The sequence below is a fragment of the Azospirillum tabaci genome, assembly GCF_014596085.1.
In the GTDB taxonomy this organism is placed as follows: domain Bacteria; phylum Pseudomonadota; class Alphaproteobacteria; order Azospirillales; family Azospirillaceae; genus Azospirillum; species Azospirillum tabaci.
In genome coordinates this window covers 264,795-278,991 of sequence record NZ_JACCJY010000002.1, presented here as the reverse complement: position 1 = coordinate 278,991, position 14,197 = coordinate 264,795, and the positions used below count along the sequence as shown (strand labels likewise).

15 protein-coding genes are annotated in these 14,197 nt (G+C 67.4%); 6 read left to right on the top strand and 9 right to left on the bottom strand.

The genetic code is table 11. The features are described 5' to 3' along the window. Positions 1-68 precede the first annotated feature (68 nt). The 3 genes from H0B54_RS04505 to H0B54_RS04495 form a co-directional block, all read right to left on the bottom strand. On the bottom strand, positions 69-1,367 hold the full coding sequence (locus tag H0B54_RS04505) for a TRAP transporter large permease (protein WP_035674359.1): 1,299 nt from the start codon (positions 1,365-1,367) through the stop codon (positions 69-71). Further along, the gene (locus tag H0B54_RS04500) at positions 1,364-2,050 is read right to left on the bottom strand and encodes a TRAP transporter small permease (RefSeq protein ID WP_188259390.1); all 687 of its coding nucleotides are present in this window, start codon (positions 2,048-2,050) and stop codon (positions 1,364-1,366) included. The genes H0B54_RS04505 and H0B54_RS04500 overlap by 4 nt, the downstream gene beginning before the upstream one ends. A 122-nt stretch (positions 2,051-2,172) precedes the next feature. Beyond that, entirely contained in the window at positions 2,173-3,183 is a 1,011-nt protein-coding gene (locus H0B54_RS04495) for a TRAP transporter substrate-binding protein (protein ID WP_094302280.1), read from the bottom strand. A gap of 129 nt (positions 3,184-3,312) precedes the next feature. On the opposite strand from H0B54_RS04495, the gene H0B54_RS04490 reads away from it, so the two are divergent. From H0B54_RS04490 to H0B54_RS04480, 3 genes are all read left to right on the top strand, one after another. Next, complete coding sequence (locus tag H0B54_RS04490; RefSeq protein ID WP_343068891.1) at positions 3,313-5,364, top strand: sensor histidine kinase; 2,052 nt, start codon at positions 3,313-3,315, stop codon at positions 5,362-5,364. Next, on the top strand, positions 5,357-5,959 hold the full coding sequence (locus tag H0B54_RS04485) for a response regulator transcription factor (RefSeq protein ID WP_094302278.1): 603 nt from the start codon (positions 5,357-5,359) through the stop codon (positions 5,957-5,959). The genes H0B54_RS04490 and H0B54_RS04485 overlap by 8 nt, the downstream gene beginning before the upstream one ends. Before the next feature lie 131 nt (positions 5,960-6,090). Then, entirely contained in the window at positions 6,091-7,857 is a 1,767-nt protein-coding gene (locus tag H0B54_RS04480) for a sensor histidine kinase (protein ID WP_188259388.1), read from the top strand. 36 nt (positions 7,858-7,893) lie between these two features. Here H0B54_RS04480 and H0B54_RS04475 read toward each other — a convergent pair whose 3' ends face one another. Further along, the gene (locus H0B54_RS04475) at positions 7,894-8,214 is read right to left on the bottom strand and encodes a hypothetical protein (RefSeq protein WP_094302276.1); all 321 of its coding nucleotides are present in this window, start codon (positions 8,212-8,214) and stop codon (positions 7,894-7,896) included. 540 nt (positions 8,215-8,754) lie between these two features. Then, a complete protein-coding gene (locus H0B54_RS04470) occupies positions 8,755-9,021 on the bottom strand; it encodes a (2Fe-2S)-binding protein (RefSeq protein WP_094302275.1) in 267 nt (88 codons plus the stop codon). Between the two features lie 200 nt (positions 9,022-9,221). Between H0B54_RS04470 and H0B54_RS04465 the strand changes: the two genes are divergently transcribed. After that, positions 9,222-10,199, top strand: coding sequence for an alpha/beta hydrolase family protein (locus H0B54_RS04465; protein WP_188259387.1), 978 nt, complete (start codon positions 9,222-9,224; stop codon positions 10,197-10,199). Between the two features lie 9 nt (positions 10,200-10,208). After that, complete coding sequence (locus H0B54_RS04460) at positions 10,209-11,168, top strand: SAM-dependent methyltransferase (RefSeq protein ID WP_188259386.1); 960 nt, start codon at positions 10,209-10,211, stop codon at positions 11,166-11,168. Between the two features lie 6 nt (positions 11,169-11,174). Here the strand turns inward: H0B54_RS04460 and H0B54_RS04455 are convergent, their stop codons facing one another. Then, positions 11,175-12,230: a patatin-like phospholipase family protein gene (locus tag H0B54_RS04455; protein ID WP_094302272.1), complete on the bottom strand. Its 1,056-nt coding sequence runs from the start codon at positions 12,228-12,230 to the stop codon at positions 11,175-11,177. A 314-nt stretch (positions 12,231-12,544) separates the two neighbouring features. On the opposite strand from H0B54_RS04455, the gene H0B54_RS30155 reads away from it, so the two are divergent. After that, positions 12,545-12,673: a hypothetical protein gene (locus H0B54_RS30155; protein WP_281389946.1), complete on the top strand. Its 129-nt coding sequence runs from the start codon at positions 12,545-12,547 to the stop codon at positions 12,671-12,673. Positions 12,674-12,705: 32 nt separating this feature from the next. Here the strand turns inward: H0B54_RS30155 and H0B54_RS04450 are convergent, their stop codons facing one another. From H0B54_RS04450 to H0B54_RS04440, 3 genes are read right to left on the bottom strand one after another with little or no spacing between them, the layout of a single operon-like run. Continuing rightward, entirely contained in the window at positions 12,706-13,329 is a 624-nt protein-coding gene (locus tag H0B54_RS04450; protein WP_094302271.1) for a LysE family translocator, read from the bottom strand. A gap of 19 nt (positions 13,330-13,348) precedes the next feature. After that, positions 13,349-13,804 (bottom strand): Lrp/AsnC family transcriptional regulator, encoded by a 456-nt coding sequence (locus H0B54_RS04445; protein WP_188259385.1) that lies wholly within the window; start codon positions 13,802-13,804, stop codon positions 13,349-13,351. A gap of 49 nt (positions 13,805-13,853) precedes the next feature. Further along, positions 13,854-14,123: a rubredoxin gene (locus tag H0B54_RS04440; protein ID WP_188259384.1), complete on the bottom strand. Its 270-nt coding sequence runs from the start codon at positions 14,121-14,123 to the stop codon at positions 13,854-13,856. Positions 14,124-14,197 lie beyond the last annotated feature (74 nt).

Below are 14,197 nucleotides of genomic sequence, written 5' to 3'. Positions count from 1 at the left end.
AGAAAACCCCTCGCCGGAGCGCTCCGGCGAGGGGTTTTCCTTATGGGCCTTCGCCCGGGGACGATGGGTTACATCATCCCCAGCGCGCGCGGCAGCCAGGTGGAGATGATCGGCACGTAGGTGATCAGCACCAGGAAGCCCAGCATCGCCAGCAGCCACGGCCAGACGGCCACGGTCAGCTCGGTGATGCCCATCTTGGTGATGCCCGACGCGACGTAGAGGTTCAGGCCCACCGGCGGGTGGCACATGCCGACCTCCATGTTCACGACCATCATGATGCCGAAATGGACCGGGTCGATGCCCAGCTTGATGGCGACCGGGAACAGGATCGGCGCCATGATCAGCACGATCGACGACGGCTCCATGAAGTTGCCGGCCATCAGCAGCAGGATGTTCGTCACCAGAAGGAAGGCGATCACGCCCAGCCCCTGGCCGACGATCCAGTCGGCGATGCCCTGCGGAATGTTCTCCGACGTCAGCACGAACGAGAACAGCACCGCGTTCGTGATGATGTAGAGCAGCATCGCCGACATGCTGGCCGAGGACAGCAGCACCTTCGGCACGCCGCGCAGCGGCATGTCCTTGTAGACGAAGACCGCGATGATGAAGGCGTAGACGGCGCTCATCGCCGCGGCCTCGGTCGGCGTGAAGACGCCCGAATAGATGCCGCCGATGACGATGACGATCAGCAGGAGGCCCCAGATCGCTTCACGCAGAGCCTTCAGGCGCTGGGCCAAGCTGGCCTTCGGCAGGCGCGGATAGCCGAACTTGCGCGCGCGATACCAGGTGACGCCGCCCAGCACGAAGGCCAGCATCAGGCCGGGGATGACGCCCGCCATGAAGAGCTGGCCGACCGAGGCGGCATGCGGGCTGCCGCTGGTGGCGACCGAGTACATCACCATCACGATGGACGGCGGGATCAGGATGCCCAGCGCGCCCGAGGTGGTGATGACGCCGGCGCCGAACTGCTTCGGAAAGCCCTGGGCGACCATCGCCGGAAGCACGATGGAGCCGATGGCCACCACCGTCGCCGGGCTGGAGCCGGACACCGCCGCGAACAGGGCGCAGCCCATCACGCCGGCAAGGCCGAGGCCGCCGTGCCAGTGGCCGACCATCGCCGTGGCGAAGTTGATCATGCGCCGGGCCACGCCGCCGTGCGTCAGGAAGTTGCCGGCCAGGATGAAGAACGGGATCGCCATGATCTCGAACTTCTCGATGCCGGTGAACAGCTTCAGCGCCACGGCCTCGATCGGCACATGGGTCATGGTGAAGAGGAAGGTCAGAACCGTCAGGCCAAGCGAGATCGAGATCGGCATGCCGGTGAGCATCAGGACCAGCAGAAGGCCGAAGATGATGGCGGCGTTCATCGGTCGTTCTCCTTTGGTCCCGTGCCGGCGTTGCCGGCGCTGCCGGGCTTGCGGCCTTCATGATGGGCGATGTCGTGCGGGTGCAGGTTGTCGTCCATCTCGAACCAGTTAACATCCTGCGCGGCGCGCTGCGGGTCGGTGGTGTCCTCCTCAAGACCCTCGACATGGCCGTGGTCGTGGTGCGGCAACTCGCCGGTGCGCAGGAAGTTCACCATCACCTGAAGGAAGCGGAAGCACATCAGGTAGGAGCCGAGCGGGATCGCCAGATAGATGATCCACATCGGCCATTCGAGGTCCGCCGAGACCTGCTCGGTGTCCGACATGTGCCAGACGAAGGTGGAGCCCATCGTGCCGACCACGCCGGTGAACGTCGCGCCGGCCAGCAGGCCGAACACGATGAACTTCGACCGCATCGGGACGGACAGCTTGTTGATGAGCACGTCCACGCCCACATGGATGCCGGTGCGAACGCCGTACGCGGCGCCGAACTTCGCCATCCAGACGAACATGTAAATGCACAGCTCCTGCGCCCAGGCCAGATTCCAATGCAGAATGTAGTCCTGGATGACGGGGATGCCGGACGCATAACGGTGGACGACAGCGACGAAGATGATCGTCGTTGCCGCGGCCATCAGGAAGGCGATAAGAATCTCCTCCAGATGGTCTAGGATTTTCATGGGCATGGTGGCTCCGCGCGCAGGAGGAAGCGCCCGCGTCAAATGTGCGGGCGCTTGCCGAAGGCCGTGCTTTCGTTTTCTTTTCTTCGAAGACCGGGCGGGGGTGCCGCCCGGTTACCCGAACCGTGTCACTCGCACTTGGCGGCGTCGGTCTCGGTCTTGATGCTCGCCAGCAGTTCCTTGCCGACGCGCGACGCCATGTCCTCATGGACCGGCAGCATGGCCTGACGCCACGACGCGCGCTCGTCCTTGGTCAGCTCGTAGAACTTGGTCTTGCCGGCGGCCTTCATCGCCTCCAGCGCCTTGTCGTTCTCTTCCTGGGCGATGTTGTTGGCGTACTCGGTCGCCTCCTTCATCGCGCCGTCGAGCTGGGTGCGGACGTCGGCCGGCAGGCCGTCCCAGAACTTCTTGTTCACGATGACCGCGTAGCCCAGATAGCCGTGGTCGGAGAGCGTGGCGTGGCTCTGCACCTCGTGCATCTTCTGGGTGTACATGTTGGACGGCGGGTTCTCGGTGCCGTCGACGACGCCGGTCTGCAGCGCCTGATAGACCTCGGAGAAGGCCATCACCTGCGGCAGGGCGCCGAGCGCGCGCATCTGCGCGTCCAGCACCTTCGACGACTGGATGCGCATCTTCAGGCCCTTGAAGTCCGCCGTGGCGTGCAGCGGCTTGTTGGCGCTCATGATCTTGAAGCCGTTGTCCCAATAGGCCAGGCCGGTGATGCCCTTGTTCTCCAGCTTCTGGAACAGCTGCTTGCCGATCGTGCCGGTGGTGACCTTCACCAGGGCGGCCTTGCAGGGGAAGATGTAGGGCAGGTCGAAGATCTCGAATTCCTTGGCGCCCAGCGGGCCGAACTTGGCCAGCGACGGGGCCAGCATCTGCACGGCGCCGAGCTGCAGGGCCTCCAGCTCCTCCTTGTCCTTGTAGAGCTGGCTGTTCGGGTAAACCTCGACCTTCACCTTGCCGCCGGTGCGCTGCTCGGCCAGCTGCTTGAACTTCTCGGCGCCCTTGCCCTTCGGGGTCTCCGGAGCGACGACGTGGCTGAACTTGATGACGATCGGCTCCTGCGCGGTGGCGGCGGTGGCGGCCATCAGGCAGCCGGCGGCAACGGTGGCGCACAGCAGCGAAACGAGCTTCATAGGGGTCATCCTCCACTTGTTATTGGTCAGACTGATGGTCCGGCCTTTGATATTCTTTCATTGTTCGATAATTTCACCCCCGACGCTATTGTGGAAATCCGTAGCTGAGAACGTAACGCATTGGTTGCCGTGCCAACACCTCTCCCCCCCATGACCGGCGGTGCGGCCAACACCGCCTACGGCCTCGGCCAGCGCGGCCCGGTGCAGGCCATGCCGATCGTGGCGATGGCGCTGGTCGTCCTGCTGTTCGGCGTCTTCCTGTGGGTGCTCCACCGCAGCGAGCGGGAGGAGGAGACGCTCACCCTCATCAAGGACGTGCTGTGGGTCGAGCAGAACCTGCATTTCCAGCTCACCTCCGACGAGGAGAAGCTGCAGTATCTCGCCGAATCGCTGGGGCGCGAGGACACCACCCCGGTGAACTACTCGGTGATGGCGCGCCACATCGTCACGGTCAATCCGGCGATTCAGCGCGTGGTGCGGCTGGACGCGCAGGGCCGTCCGGTGCGGTCGGAACCGCCGGTGGACGATGGGCCGGCCTTGGACGACGCCTTCGGTCCCAGCCCCCGCGCGGACGCTTTCCTGATCGCCCGCTCCTCGGGCCGGCGGGCCTACTCGGCGCCCTATCGGCTGGGAGCCGCGGACACCGCCTTCGAGATCGTTATCCCCATCTTCCGTGGGCAGGAGTTCGCGGGCGCGCTTGCCGGGGTGCTGTCGATCGACGCCCTGCTGACCCATCACGTCCCCTGGTGGTTCGCCCAGCGCTACCAGCTGGAGGTGCTCGACCCCTACGGGGCGGTGCTGGGCACCAAGTCGCGCATCGCGATGCCGGAGCCGCGGCGCAGCCACATCGTGCCCTTCGATCCGCCGGGGCACGGCCTGACCCTGGTCGCCACGCTGCATCAGCTCTCCGGCAACCTCGGGCGCAACATCCTGATCGCGGCCATCTTCGCGTTGACCGTTTCGGCCCTGTGGAGCCTGTGGGCGGTGCGCCGCCACATCGCCCGGCGCATCCGGGCGGAGGAGGCCCTGCGCGCCGAGCACGCCTTCCGCAAGGCGATGGAAGACAGCCTGACGGTGGGCATGCGCGCCCGCGATCTGGACGGCCGCATCATCTATGTGAATCCGGCCTTCTGCCGCATGGTCGGCTGGTCGGCGGAGGAGCTGGTGGGGGCGGGGCCGATCATGCCCTACTGGCTGCCCGAGGATCTCGTCCACACCGAGGAGGTCTTCCGCGCCGTCCTGGCCGGCAACGCGCCGGCCAACGGCTTCGAGTTGCGCTTCCGCCGGGCCAACGGCGAGCGGTTCGACGCGCTGATCTACGAGGCGCCACTGATCGATGCCAAGGGGCGGCACACCGGCTGGATGGGCTCCGTCCTCGACATCACCGAGCGCAAGAAGGCGGAGGAGCTGGCCCGGCAGCAGCAGGAGCGGCTCCAACAGACGGCGCGGCTCATCACCATGGGCGAGATGGCCTCGACCCTGGCGCATGAGCTGAACCAGCCGCTGTCGGCCATCGCCAGCTATTGCACCGGCTGTCTCAACCGCCTCCAGGCCGGCAGCATCCGGCCGGACGAGCTGGCCACGGCCCTTGAGAAGCTGTCCGGGCAGGCCAAGCGCGCCGGCCAGATCATCCGGCGGATCCACGACTTCGTGCGCAAGAGCGAACCGAACGTCGCTCTCTGCTGCCTGTCGCAGGTGCTGGAGGATTGTGTGGCGCTGATGGAGGCCGACGCCCGCCAGCAGGGGGTGAGGCTGGTGCTGGAGACGGGGCGTGGCCTTCCGGCGGTGATGGCCGACCGCATCCTGCTGCAGCAGGTGGTGGTGAACCTGATGCGCAACGGCATCGAAGCCATGGCCTCGACCCGCCGCGACCGCCGCCGGCTGAGCGTGACGGTGCAGGCGCTGGACGGGGCCGTCCTGACGCGCATCCAGGACCGCGGTTGTGGCATTTCGCCCGAAAATGCGGAAAAACTGTTTTCTCCTTTTTTCACCACGAAGACCGAGGGCATGGGCATGGGCCTGAACATCTGCCGGTCCATCATCGAACACCATCAGGGGCGCCTGTGGTTCGAGCCTGCGCCGGACGGCGGCACCGTGTTCCTGTTCTCCCTGCCGGTCCTGTCGGAGCCGTCGGTGACGGGCACGGCGGACTCCCACGCCGAGAGAACCGGCGATGTGTGAGCCTAAGCTTCACATCGTCGACGACGACGAGGCGATCCGCGACGCCCTGGGCTGGCTGTTCCAGTCGCGCAACGTCCCGGTGGCCTCCTGGCCGTCGGCGGAGGCGTTCCTGACCGACTACGACTCCGCCATGACCGGCTGCCTTCTGCTGGACATCCGCATGGAGGGGATGAGCGGGCTGGAGCTGTTCGACCGGCTGACCGCCATGGGCTGCCGGATGCCGGTGCTGTTCTTGACCGGACATGGCGACGTGCCCATCGCCGTGTCGGCTTTGAAGAAGGGCGCCCGCGACTTCGTGGAGAAGCCCTTCAACGACAATGACCTCGTCGACCGGGTCATCGACGCGCTGGCCTTCGACGCCGGGGAGCGGGCACGGCAGGCCGGGCAGGCCGGCGTGGCCGCCCGGCTGGCGACCCTGACCCAGCGCGAACGGCAGGTGATGGGGCTGGTGGTGGCCGGCAAGCTGAACAAGGTCATCGCCGACGAGTTGGGGATCAGCATGCGGACCGTCGAGGTGCACCGCGCCCATGTCTTCGAGAAAATGGGCGTCAAGACCGCGGTGGAGCTTGCCCGGATACTCGCGGCGGTGGGGTGAGGAGCGAAGGAAAGCAACCGACGGGCTTGACAGGCGGACCGATGCGGGCGACCCATTGGAATGGGGAGGGCGCCGCCTTCCCCTTACCAGTCCGGACGCCATTCCGTTTCCGTCAAAGGTCGGAGAGTGCCTTGCGCCTGCCCTCATCGACGCTTGGTCTGGGGCTCGCCGCCATCGCCCCGCTGCTGCTGTTCCTGGCGGTGGTGGTCTGGATTCTGGATCTCCGGCAGCAGGACGTGCTGGCGGCGGAGTTGGCGGCGCAGGCCCGTTCCGTGATGGTCGCCATCGACCGGGAGCTGGAAAGCAAGGCCCGCCCTCTGGAACTTCTGGCCGCGTTGAGCCGCAACACGGTGGACGATCTCGCCCTGCTGAGGTCGGAGGCCGCGGAGGCCGTGCGAAGCCAACCGGGCTGGCTGGCGATCGGATTGGTCAGGGTGGAGGATATGTCCCTCCAATTCCATACCCAATACCCGCTGGGCGTTCCCCTGCCGCCCCCGCGTCTGGACGAGGTGACCCGGCAGGTGGTCACCTCGCGGCGGACGGTGGTCGGCGGGGTTTTGCCTCCGGGAGGACCGCCGGGACGTCCGGCGCTGATCGTCCGCGCGCCGATCCTGGACCCGGAAGGTCTTCCGGGCGCGCCCGTCCGGCACGTCCTGTCGTTGGCGGTCGGGTTGGACGGATTGGACGCCGTGCTGCGCGGCTCGGGAATTCCCACGGCTTGGACGGTGTCGGTGGTCGATCCCGCCATGGTCATCGCCGCGCGGTCCCCCGACCCCCACCTGCATGTCGGGCAGAAGGTGAGGGACCAGATGGTGCCCCGGCTGATGGAGCCGCATCCGGGGCTGTTCTCGGGGACGACGCGGGAAGGGCAGGAGGCGCTGGTCCTCGTTCACCGGTCGCAGCAGACCGGCTGGTCGATCATCGTGGCCGTCCCGTTCGAGCAGATCAGCGGCCGGCTGAATCAGACGCGCACCACCATCCTGGCCGGAGCGGCGGGGGCCGGTCTGGCGACGCTGGTGCTGTCGCTGGTGGTGACGCGCCACGTCCGCCGCCGCCGCCAGGCGGAGCGCGAGGCCCGGCAGGCCCGCGAGGCCATGTTGGCGGAGCAGCGCCGCCGGCTGGAGGCGGAGAAGGAGCATGCGGAGGCCGCCAACCTCGCGAAGTCCGATTTCCTCGCCAACATGAGCCACGAACTGCGCACCCCGCTGAACGCGATCATCGGCTTCAGCGAGGCGTTGATGTCCGGCCTGTTCGGTCCAAGCCCGCCGAAGCATCAGGAATACATCGCCAGCATCCACGTTTCCGGCCAGCATCTTCTGTCGCTGGTCAACGACGTGCTGGACATGGCGAAGGTGGAGGCAGGGCGCCTGGAACTGTATCCCGAGCCGGTTCGCGTCACGGTCCTGCTGGGCGAGTGCGTCGAGTTGGTGGAGGCGCTGGCCGGCCAGAAGGGGGTGCGGATGGAGCGCTCCCCCGTCGAACCCGGCCTGACGGTGATGGCCGACGCCATGCGCTTGCGGCAGGCGGTCCTGAACCTGCTGTCCAACGCCATCAAATTTACGCCGTCGGGCGGACGCGTGTGTGTGGAAGCGGCGCTTGGCGGGGATGGCTGCGTGACGCTGACCGTCGCCGACACCGGCATCGGCATGTCGCCGGAGGACATCAAGATCGCGCTGGAGCCCTTCCGTCAGGTGAACAGCTACATCACCAAGGCCCATTCGGGCACGGGATTGGGGCTGCCGCTCGCCAAGCGCTTTGTGGAAGCCCATGGCGGGCGGCTGGACCTATGCAGCGCACCTGGAGAGGGCACGGTGGTGCGCATCATCCTGCCCGGCGCGCCGCCGCCGGCCACCCCAGCGACCGGATATGGCGCCGTGCCGCTGCTGAAGGCCGAGTAATGCTGAAAGCCGCGTAATCCGACCCGACGGCGGTGGTCAGGCCGCCACGCGCTTCAAGCGGGCTTCCATGCTGTCGAGGCCGTCTGCCAGTTCCGCCGCCGCTTGGTCGGCGATCGCGCGGGCAAAGGCCCAGGCGTCATCCGTGGCGATGCGCGCCGCCTCGACGCGGGCGGACAGCCTGTTGTGCTGACCGCGCAGGGTGTCCAGCGTGCGTTCCAACTCGTCCCGGCTCATGCCCTCGTGACCCTCAAGACCGAACCGCTCCACCTGCGACCGCAACCGGTCCAGCCTCTCGGCGGTTGCCTGAAGCAGGGTACGGCATTTGGCGTCATGGGCGTGCCGGTTGCGGCGGCTCATCTCTTGCTCCTCCCTTCGGATCGCTTGGGGGTCTTTCGATCGGATGTCCGGATGGTGTTCCAGGTTGACGCTTCACACTGGAATCCTGTTTTCAAAAACATGTGCAGTGCAAAATGCATTGCTGCAGCGCCAAATAAGAAAACCATCCGGTTGCCTTTCACAGACGCATGAAAAGCAATTCCGGTTCCAAAAGACTTCGCTTTTTGTGTGTCCTGTTCAGTCAGGAGCGCCCCGTGCCGCTCTGAATGCTTCGGATTTCTTGAATCCGGCTGGACTCTTTCTGCACGATTGGCTCCGCCCCGTCAAGCGGGCCAAGAGTATAAGTCTATGGCGATTTGTCGCAGCCGAATGGAAGGGGGCGGTGGGCGTCAAACGGAAAAGAGCGGCGCGAAAAGTCCGTTCTGTTCCGAAAGAACTCGGGCGCTTCGTGGATTAAAAAGGCACTCGGCGGCAATCGGACGGAGCTTGCCGTTTTTCAGCCGAGCGGGACTGCGGGGGTTCGTTGCAGCGATTTGGTGGGATGGGGATGGGCGAGGCCCGTCACTCCGCCGCAACGCCGTAGGGGAAGCTGTCGGCGTTGGCCGGTTCCGGCAGCGGGGCGGGATGCTGCGTCACGGCGTGGCTGGGGCAAGCCTGGCACTGATTCGCGCAGTGGCTCTGCACCATGTCCCGCATCATTGGAACGCATTTGCCGCATTGGACCTGACGCTCATAATGCCGGAAGACGGAGGCCGGGGTGCGGGCGCCATTCTCCAGCGCCTTGGTAACCTGCTTGTCGTTCAGCGCGTGGCAGATGCAGACGTACATGGGCCCCCGGCAGCGGTGCGTGTTGTGCGGTCGTGCTGGGGCCAATGTGCTGCGACTGAGAATGATTGTCAATTGATCTGAATCATGACCGCCAAATTTGAGCGGATTGCGGCGGAATGTCACAGCTCGATCGAAGAGATGATGCGGCTACCTCTGTCGTCGATGCCTTTCTTCAAGCCGTGGAGGACGCGGTGCTGCGAATGGGATGGTGTCTGATCGCGGGGGTCGTGGTCCTCTGGGCTGGCGGTGCCGCGGCGGAGGTGGGCATGCGCGTGTCGGCCTTCACCGACCCGGTGGATGGCGGGACCGCCCGCGTGGTGGTCTGGTATCCGACGCATGCGCCGGAAACGCCGGTGCGGCGCGGCCCCTTTGTGTTTCAGGTGGCGGAGGGAGGGCCGGTGGCCGAGGGGCGCCACCCGCTGGTGGTCGTGTCCCACGGGTCCGGGGGAAGCGCTTTCGGCCACGCGGACACCGCCATGGCGCTGGCCCGGCGGGGCTATGTGGTCGCGGCGGCCCATCACCGGGGCAATGCCTTTGACGATGATCGGGACGCCGGCACGGAACGGATGTGGCGGAACCGTCCGGCCCAGCTTTCCGCCGCGCTGGATCATGTTCTGGCGGAACCGGACCTGGCCGACCGGCTCGACCGCGAACGCGTCGGCGCCCTCGGCTTCTCGGCCGGCGGCTACACGGTTCTGGTGGCCGCCGGCGGGCAGGCGGAACTGGGACTCATCGCCGCCCATTGCCGCACCCCGCCGGCTGGTGAGCGCTTCTGCCATCGTGGGAACGAGGAGACGGAGGCTCGTGTCGAGGCGCGCGACCCGCGCATCCGTGCCGCGCTCCTGATGGCGCCGGTCGGCGTTCCTTTCTCCAAGGACGGCCTCGCCGGGGTGACGATCCCCATCCGCCTGTACCGGGCGGAGCGGGACGAGCAGATCGCGGCTTCCCAGGTCGAGGAACTGCGCAACCGGCTGCCAACGCCGCCCGAGTATGAGGTCGTGCGCGATGCGGGGCATTTTGCGTTCCTGATGCCGGTGCCGGCCCCCCTTGCGGCGGAACTCGGACCGCCCGCCTGGGACCCGCCGGGCTTCGACCGGGCGGCCTTTCACGAGCGGCTCAACGCGGAGATCACCGATTTCTTCGACCGCGCTCTTGCAATCGAACGCCAGGGGCGCTAGCCCCTCGGCATGAGCGATTCATCCGACACTTCGTCCGCCCGTCCACTCCCGGCGCACACGCCCCTGGGGCAGACCGTCTATCTGGCGCCCGAAGGCTTCGTACCGGATCTCGTGGCCGAACTGGGCGACGTGGCGGCGGTGGAGGACCGGCTGGTCTTCGCCGACGGGCCGGCGCGTCCCGCCGCCTGGGCGCAGAACATCTGGCATGACCCGGTGCGGATCGAGTTCGCGTCGATCAAAGAGGGCGCGCGGGCCCTGCGCTCCATCCAGCGCAACTGGGCGCTGTGGACGTTGCGCCATCACCGGCGGGCCAGCCTGATCCAGGAGAACCTGCCGCACGTCTCGGCCAAGCCGGTGGTCTTCCCGTCGCCGCTGCCGACGGCGCCGCTGGGCTCCTGGGCGCTGCTGGACGAGAACACCATCGTCGCGGCGGCCCGCTGCTCCAGCCCCTACCGTCATGGCGAGGTCACTTTCGTCGAGAACCGGACCGTGCCGCCCAACCGCGCCTATCTGAAGCTGTGGGAGGCGCTGACCCTGTTCGGGGAACAGCCGGGGCCGGGCGACCGCTGCATCGACCTCGGCGCCTGCCCCGGTGGCTGGAGCTGGGTGCTGCATGAGCTGGGCGCCAGCGTGGTCAGCGTCGACAAGGCGCCGCTCGACCCGGCCATCGCCGCCCTGCCGCGCATCGAGTTCCGCCAGGAGAGCGCCTTCGGCCTGAAGCCGCAGGATGTCGGGCCGGTGGACTGGCTGTGCTGCGACGTGATCTGCTACCCCACGCGCCTGCTGCGGTTGGTGAACCAGTGGATGGAGAGCGGGCTGGCCAAGCGCTTCATCTGCACGCTGAAGTTCCAGGCCGAGACGGACCACGAGACGGCCCGCGCCTTCGCCGCGATCCCCGGCGGGAGGGTCTTGCACCTGCACCACAACAAGCACGAGCTGACCTGGATGTGGCCGGCGGCTCCCGTCTGAGCGCAGCTATGCCCGGCGCAGGGCCAGTTCCAGCGCCGGCTTGAGGATCGAGGCGGCGCCGTAGCCGATCTCCACCACCTCCTCCGCGCGGTCGAACTCCAGGATGCCGATGTGGGCGAGGCGGGGCGCGATCAGCACGTCCGGCGGCTCGCCGGCCAGGCGGGAGCGGGTGATGCGGTCCTGCATGATGTCGATGGACCCGGCCATCACGTCCATCACGTTGGGCGGAACGTCGGAGGCGGGGGGGCGTGCCAGCTGATCGGCGAGGAAGCGCGTGCGCGCCGCCGGGCGCCGCCCCATCCAGGAGGCAATCTGCGAGGTCAGGGTGGAGAAGACGGGGGAGGTCGCATCCCCCGCCGGGGCCATCGCCACCTCTGGAACGGGCTGGGCCTCCTGCATCCGGGCCTGCTGCATCTGAGGCGCCTGCATCTGGGCCGGCTTCGCCTCCGCGGCCTTGCGCAGCTTGGCGGCGCCGCGTCCCGACGGGCGGCTCAGCGGCGACAATTCGCTGTTCAGGTTGACCGCGATCACCACGTCCGCTCCCAGCGCGCGGCAGAGCGACACCGGCACCGGGTTGACCAGCGCGCCGTCCACCAGCCAATGGTCGTCGCGCCGCACCGCCGGGAACAGGCCGGGCATGGCGGCGGACGCCTGCACCGCGCTGAGCATCGGCCCGTCGCGCAGCCAGATCTCCCGCCCGGTGCCGAGGTCGGTGGCGACCGCGGCGAAGGGCTTGCGCAACTGATCGATGGTGACCTCGGTGCGGTGATTGCGGAACCGGTCGAAGGTGCGGTCGGCGGCCAGCAGTCCGCCGCGGCGGAAGGTCAGGTCGATGATGCCGAGCATGCCGAGCCAGCCCATGCTCTGCGCCCAGGCCTGCAACTCGTCGAGCTGGTCCGTCAGATAGGCCGCGCCGACCACGGCGCCGATGGAGGTTCCGCAGATCACGTCGGGCTCGACCCCGATCTCCTCCAGCGCGCGCAAAACGCCGATGTGCGCCCAGCCGCGCGCCGCCCCGCTGCCCAGGGCCAGTCCGATCTTCAGTCCGCTCACCGCCAGCACCTCATGTCTTGTGGGCTTGGTCAGGCTTGTCCGGCGCCGACGCGTCGATGGGTGTCCAAAGCGATTTGGGGCATCGGACCGTCGGTGGAAACCCTTCCATCCGGGGGACGCGGGACGCGCCCGGGGGCCTCCTCATGGGGGATGCCGAAAATTGTACCCGCTTTTGCCCTCTATTTGACTTGCATCAGTTTTTCTTCCGATTACCTGTGGCATTGCGATGGATGAAAGAGTTTCCGGGTGACGTTAACCAAACATCAACTGGAAGCGCCCAATATCGCTCTCAACACGGACAGTCAGGGATGGCGGAGGTTGCCATGGCCCAGGATCTCAAGAGTTTCAAGAAGGATTGGCAACGCTGGTCGGCGGCGGAGAAGCTGACGGCGGTGGCCATCCTGATCGTCGCCGTGGTCGCGCTGGGCGGCCCCGTGACGATTCTGTTCTGATTTGCTCCGGGTGACCGGCGCATCCCGCCTCCTCACAGGAGAGAGGCAAGGGCCGCGATCCCGAATCCTCCCAGCACCGCGCCCGAGACGCGGTTGATCCACAGCATGGCGGCGGGCGTGACCCGGCGCCGAAACGCCCCGACCGAGGCGCTGAGTCCCAACCACCACATGGCCGAACCGGTGAAGACGCCCGCAACGAGCAGGGCGGCCACGCCGGTGCTGCTCCCGTCCCCCGCCGACACGCCCAGCCCGCCGAACACCGCGGCGAAGCTGAGGATCGTCGCCGGGTTGGCGAGGGTCAGGGCGAAGGTGGAGGCGTAGGCCCCGGCCAGACCGCCGCCGCCGCGGGCGTCCGCGGCGCGCTCCGCCGGACGGGCGCGCAGGGTGCTCCAGCCCAGCCACAGCAGCATCAGCCCGCCCACCAGCTTCAGCGCCACCTGCGCGCCCAGCAGCGCGTCGGTGACCAGAGCGACGCCGAAGCCGGCAATGGCGCCATAGACCGCGTCCGCGCTGGCCGCGCCGAGCCCGCTGACGAAGCCGTGCGCCGGCCCGTCGGCCAGGGTGCGCCGGATGCACAGAAGCCCGATCGGTCCGACCGGGGCGGCGATGCTGAATCCGATGATCAGGCCCTTCAGCAGGGCGGGCAGCGTCTCCATGGCGGATGCTCCGGGTGGGTCAGTCTGAATCGATGGGAAGGATCGGCGTCTCCTTGACCGAGGACAGAGCAATCACGGTGTGGGAGCGCACGACGCCGGGCAGCGCCTTCAGACGGTCGGACAGGAAGCGTTCCAGCGCCTCCGTGTCGGCCACGCGCACCTTCAGCAGATAGGACCAGTCCCCGGTGACGTGGTGGCACTCCTGGACCGCCGACGTGGCGCGCATGGCGTCGCGGAAGGGCGCGTCATGCTCCGGGCGGTCGAGCAGCACCTCGACGAAGGCCAGCACGTCCAGCCCGGCGGCCCTGGGAGACAGCCGCGCCCCCCAGCCCTGGATCACGCCGTTCGCCTGCAGCTTCTTCAGCCGCTCGTTCACGGCGGACACCGACAGTCCGACCGCCGTCCCGATGTCGGCGTAGGAAGCGCGTCCGTCTTCCTGGATGTGCGCAACGATTTTGCGGTCTGTATCGTCCATATCAGAAATAATTGCCGAAATGATGGGGAAAGGCAAGGCGATTTGTTCGTCAATCGCCCATTCGACGGAAATCCGGCTTCCCGGCGCCGCAGCGCGGGCAGAACCAGTCCGCCGGCAAGTCCTGGAAAGCGGTGCCCGCCGGCGCGCCGTGCTCCGGGTCACCGTCGCGGGGGTGATACTCGTAACCGGGGCAGTCACCACCGCCGCACCGCCAGATTTCGGACAGGCGCGAGTCCTCGGCCCGCCCGGGGCGGACGAACAGGGGGATGAGAATGGCGGGGAGAAGGCGCAAGGCGCCGCGGCGGGGGAGGGCGGGCATGGTGGATCGTCCGGCGGATCAAGGTGCCGCACTATGCGCCGCGTTCCTTTGCGGGATGATGACGGTGGTGGAGC

Coding starts and splice junctions, on each gene's coding strand:
- H0B54_RS04505 (WP_035674359.1), bottom strand. CDS start 1,367: ATGAACGCCGCCATCATCTTCGGCCTTCTGCTGGTCCTGATGCTCACC.
- H0B54_RS04500 (WP_188259390.1), bottom strand. CDS start 2,050: ATGCCCATGAAAATCCTAGACCATCTGGAGGAGATTCTTATCGCCTTC.
- H0B54_RS04495 (WP_094302280.1), bottom strand. CDS start 3,183: ATGAAGCTCGTTTCGCTGCTGTGCGCCACCGTTGCCGCCGGCTGCCTG.
- H0B54_RS04485 (WP_094302278.1), top strand. CDS start 5,357: ATGTGTGAGCCTAAGCTTCACATCGTCGACGACGACGAGGCGATCCGC.
- H0B54_RS04475 (WP_094302276.1), bottom strand. CDS start 8,214: ATGAGCCGCCGCAACCGGCACGCCCATGACGCCAAATGCCGTACCCTG.
- H0B54_RS04470 (WP_094302275.1), bottom strand. CDS start 9,021: ATGTACGTCTGCATCTGCCACGCGCTGAACGACAAGCAGGTTACCAAG.
- H0B54_RS04465 (WP_188259387.1), top strand. CDS start 9,222: ATGGGATGGTGTCTGATCGCGGGGGTCGTGGTCCTCTGGGCTGGCGGT.
- H0B54_RS04460 (WP_188259386.1), top strand. CDS start 10,209: ATGAGCGATTCATCCGACACTTCGTCCGCCCGTCCACTCCCGGCGCAC.
- H0B54_RS30155 (WP_281389946.1), top strand. CDS start 12,545: ATGGCCCAGGATCTCAAGAGTTTCAAGAAGGATTGGCAACGCTGGTCG.
- H0B54_RS04450 (WP_094302271.1), bottom strand. CDS start 13,329: ATGGAGACGCTGCCCGCCCTGCTGAAGGGCCTGATCATCGGATTCAGC.
- H0B54_RS04445 (WP_188259385.1), bottom strand. CDS start 13,804: ATGGACGATACAGACCGCAAAATCGTTGCGCACATCCAGGAAGACGGA.
- H0B54_RS04440 (WP_188259384.1), bottom strand. CDS start 14,123: ATGCCCGCCCTCCCCCGCCGCGGCGCCTTGCGCCTTCTCCCCGCCATT.